Origin of the sequence: Fulvivirga aurantia (genome assembly GCF_009711475.1) — a bacterium.
Classification (GTDB): Bacteria; Bacteroidota; Bacteroidia; order Cytophagales; family Cyclobacteriaceae; genus Fulvivirga; species Fulvivirga aurantia.
The window spans coordinates 1-3,991 of record NZ_SMMD01000558.1 but is presented as its reverse complement, the minus strand read 5'-3'; the positions used below and the strand labels follow the sequence as shown (position 1 = coordinate 3,991).

The following is a 3,991-nucleotide window of genomic DNA, read 5'->3' as shown; positions in this document are numbered from 1 at the left end:
TTTAACCTTCAATTTTATGCTTACACTCTTACTTCTTTTGTTGATAGAACACAAATACCAAATCGCTAAGCGCGCCTCAAAATTAGGGCTTGCAAGAAAACTCTATCCTACGATCTTTAGAAGATCTGAAGATAAGGCTACGGTACCTATGGTGTGATGATTTATGAACTGTGAATAAAAAAGCCATCGAACCTAAAATGGCTCAATGGCTGATTTGATATTAAAAGTGTCTTATTTACGAATTCATCAGATCCTCTATTTGATCCGCCTCAATAGGAATATTGGCCATAAGGTCATTAAGGCCATTTCCTGTAATCACTACATCATTTTCGAGTCTAATCCCGAGGTTTTCTTCTCTAATGTATATACCCGGCTCTACGGTGAAGACCATTCCCGGCTTCATTTCCTGATAAATGTTGGGCACATCATGCACATCTAAACCTATATGATGAGAAGTACCATGCATGAAATATTTTTTATATGCCGGCCAATCAGGGTTTTGGTTTTTAATATCTGTTTTATCAATCAGGCCTAATCCCAACAACTCGCTTTCCATTAATTTACCCACTTCTTTGTGATATTCCGGAATTACATTACCAGGTCGTAACATATCCATAGCGCCTCTTTTTACTCTTAAAACGGCATTATAAATTTCTTTCTGTCTTTCGGTAAATTTCCCATTAACAGGTAAGCACCTGGTCATGTCAGCATTGTAGTTTCCATACTCGGCACCTACATCCATCAACAACACATCTCCATCTTTACACTCCTGATTGTTATCGATATAATGTAGCACACATGCGCTAAAACCTGAAGCTACAATTGGTGTATAACCAAAACCTCTGGATCGGTTTCTCAAAAACTCATGTGCATATTCAGCTTCTATTTCGTACTCCATCACACCGGGCTTCACAAACTGGGCCACCCTTCTAAATCCTTTCTCGGTGATATCACAAGCCGTCTGCATCGCTTCTATCTCTTCTGTTGACTTGATAGCGCGCAGTTTATGCATAATAGGCGCAGACCTTTCATACTTGTGCAATGGGTAGTGCTCGCGGCACCATTTCAAAAATCTGGCGTCTCTGGTTTCTACCTCCACTACCGCTCTTATGTGCTCGTTGGTATTTAAATACACATGCTCGGCCTCAGCCATTAGCGTATTGAAAGTACTCTTAAATTGAGAAAGCCACATTACAGTTTCTACACCAGAAGCTTCTGTGGCTTCCTCTTTGGTGTATTTATGCCCTTCCCAAATCGCTATATTTTCATTTGTTTCCTTAAGAAATAATATCTCCCTTTGCTTTTTATTGTAGAAATCAGGGTAGATAACCAGTATGCTTTCTTCCTGATCTATTCCCGACAAGTAAAATATATCATTGTTTTGTCTGAAAGACATCGTACCATCGGCATTGGTAGGCATTATATCGTTAGAGTTAAATACCGCAATAGAATTGGGCTTTAATCCTTTGACGAAACGTGCACGATTTTTTATATAAAGGTCTTTTGATAATGGTTGGTATCTCATAGTACTTTTTTATTTATCAGTTATTTACTCCACATCAGATGGAAGCTCAACAAAACTATCGTATATGTTGTAAAATGCAATTTTAGAGCACATTATCTACTCAATCATGATTGCAACTCCGATAATTCGAGCCACCTCATCTCTTTCATATCAATTGCTTCTTTTATCTCCTTGAGTTCTGTACCCCAGTTGATGAGCTTCTCATGGTCTTCTTCCCCTGAGTTTAGAAGTTTTTCAATTTCACTTTGCCTTTGATTCAGCTTTTCAATCTCTTTTTCCAGTTGCTCAAACTCCCGCTTCTCATTATAAGACATTTTGCCTTTGTCTTGCGTTTTTGGCTTAGCAGCCTTCTCCTTGATGACTTTTTCTTTAGGCTTTTCTTCTTTCGGTTTTTCTGCCAGAGATAACCTAAAGTCAGTATAGTTACCGACAAAATCAGATATCGGCTTATTCTTCTCAAATACAAATAGGTGGTCTACAAGACGATCTAAGAAATAACGGTCGTGAGACACTATAATTAAACAGCCTTGAAAATGCTCCAGAAAGTCTTCCAGCACTCTCAAAGAATCAAGATCAAGGTCGTTGGTCGGCTCATCCAGTATTAAAAAATTAGGATTCTTGATCAGGACTGTAAGTAATTGTAACCTGCGCTTCTCTCCACCGCTCAATTTCTCAACAAAGTTGTGCTGTGCCTTAGGGGCAAACTTAAATTGTGTGAGAAAACGAGAAGCAGATACGGCCTTACCGTCAGAAAGTGTGACTACCTCGGCAATTTCCTGCACGACATCGATAACCTTCTGATTGGGTTTGAAATCTGGTTCTTTCTGTTTATAGTAACCAAAAACAGTGGTTTCTCCTTTTACAATCTTGCCATGATCGGGCTCCAAAGCACCGGTAATCATATTTAAGAAAGTAGATTTACCAGAGCCGTTTTTACCTACAATGCCGATTCGTTCCTTTTTCTTAAATAAGTAGCTAAAGGGATGCACTACCTGCTCGCCACCAAAAGATTTCTCAATATTCTCAAGCTCTAAGATTTTGCCTCCCTGCCTACGCGTAGTTACATCAAGATCAAGCTCAGATTTCGATAGGTTTTTATGCGCTTTCTCCTTGACCCCGTCAAAAGCATCTACCCGGTATTTGGCTTTAGTACCACGGGCCTTTGGTTGTCTGCGCATCCACTCGAGTTCTTTCTTATAGAGGTTGCGAGCTTTTTCCTTTTCTATGGCCTGATTTACTTCCCTCTCTTCTTTTTTAATGAGAAAATTGGCATAATCACCTTCATAGTGAAATAGGCTTTGCTGGTCAAGCTCAATAATTTTACTGGTGACCTTATCTAGAAAATATCGATCGTGAGTAACCATAATTAAGGCCAGATCGCTCATTGACAAGTACTCCTCAAGCCATTCAATGATGTCAAGATCAAGATGGTTGGTAGGCTCATCTAATATCACCAAGTCTGGTTTTTCTATCAAAGCCTTTGCAAGACCCACACGCTTCTTCTGACCACCAGATAATGTAGCCACTTGTTGCCCCAGGTCATGCACTCCTAGCTTCCCTAGTATTTCTTTTACCTGACTTTCAAAGTTCCAGGCGTCAAGTTCATCCATTTTTCCAATCAAATCTGAGAGCATCTCCATTGACGAAGGGTCGCTTTCTGCCCTCGCCAGGTGATACTCATAGTCTTTGATTAATTTTGGTATAGGGTCATCACTATACAGAATAGCGTCTAGCACGGTGTCTTCTCCATCAAATTCTGGCTGCTGACCAAGGTAAGTGACTTTTACCTCATTATTGATGACCACCTCCCCTTTATCGGGCACGTCTATTCCGGCCAATATCTTGAGCAAAGTAGATTTTCCACTACCATTAACACCTACCAGGGCCACTTTTTCGCCTTGTGCTATACCAAAAGAAATATCATCAAATAATACCCTTTCGTTGAAGGATTTAGAAATGCTGTCTACAGAGAGGTAATTCATGTCGCAAATCTACGTGTAAAATAAGAAAGGGCTCCTACAATGTAGAAGCCCTTCGAAAATTTAACCAACTTATGATCACTCCAGCTTCGTAGGATCCAGATAATTCAACAAGATAAAGCTTACAAGCAATGCCGAGGCTATGCCCTCGACTACGATTATAACAGAAACAATATATGGGTTCATAAATCTGCCCATTGGTTCATTTTCTATGATTGACAGCATGAGCCCGGTATCTATAAACGACACGTAGAAAAACACAAATATGCCGAACAACACCGACCCTATAATTCCTGTAAGTACACCTGTGCCCATACCAGTAAAATAGGTAAAGCCTTCCGGGTCTTGTTTCTTCAGTGTTTTCACAGCAGACAAAACCCCCAGTAGCATTATTACAATATTAAATACCCGTAGCTCGACTACATGGAGCAGATCAAATGCACGCATAATGAAAAAGAAGACCAAAAGACCTATGGCAATCATAAGT

At 39.9% G+C, this 3,991-nt stretch carries 3 protein-coding genes; all 3 read right to left on the bottom strand.

What is annotated here, in order from left to right; translation table 11 throughout:
- Positions 1–235: 235 nt before the first annotated feature.
- Entirely contained in the window at positions 236–1,525 is a 1,290-nt protein-coding gene (locus E1176_RS04610) for an aminopeptidase P family protein (RefSeq protein WP_155209398.1), read from the bottom strand.
- Between the two features lie 104 nt (positions 1,526–1,629).
- On the bottom strand, positions 1,630–3,507 hold the full coding sequence (locus tag E1176_RS04605; protein ID WP_155209397.1) for an ABC-F family ATP-binding cassette domain-containing protein: 1,878 nt from the start codon (positions 3,505–3,507) through the stop codon (positions 1,630–1,632).
- A 75-nt stretch (positions 3,508–3,582) separates the two neighbouring features.
- On the bottom strand, positions 3,583–3,991 hold a 409-nt coding region (locus tag E1176_RS04600), incomplete at its 5' end, for a DUF4199 domain-containing protein (RefSeq protein WP_155209396.1).

Bases quoted from the DNA above. Each gene is read 5' to 3' on its own strand.
- E1176_RS04610 (WP_155209398.1), bottom strand. From the start codon at position 1,525: ATGAGATACCAACCATTATCAAAAGACCTTTATATAAAAAATCGTGCA.
- E1176_RS04605 (WP_155209397.1), bottom strand. From the start codon at position 3,507: ATGAATTACCTCTCTGTAGACAGCATTTCTAAATCCTTCAACGAAAGG.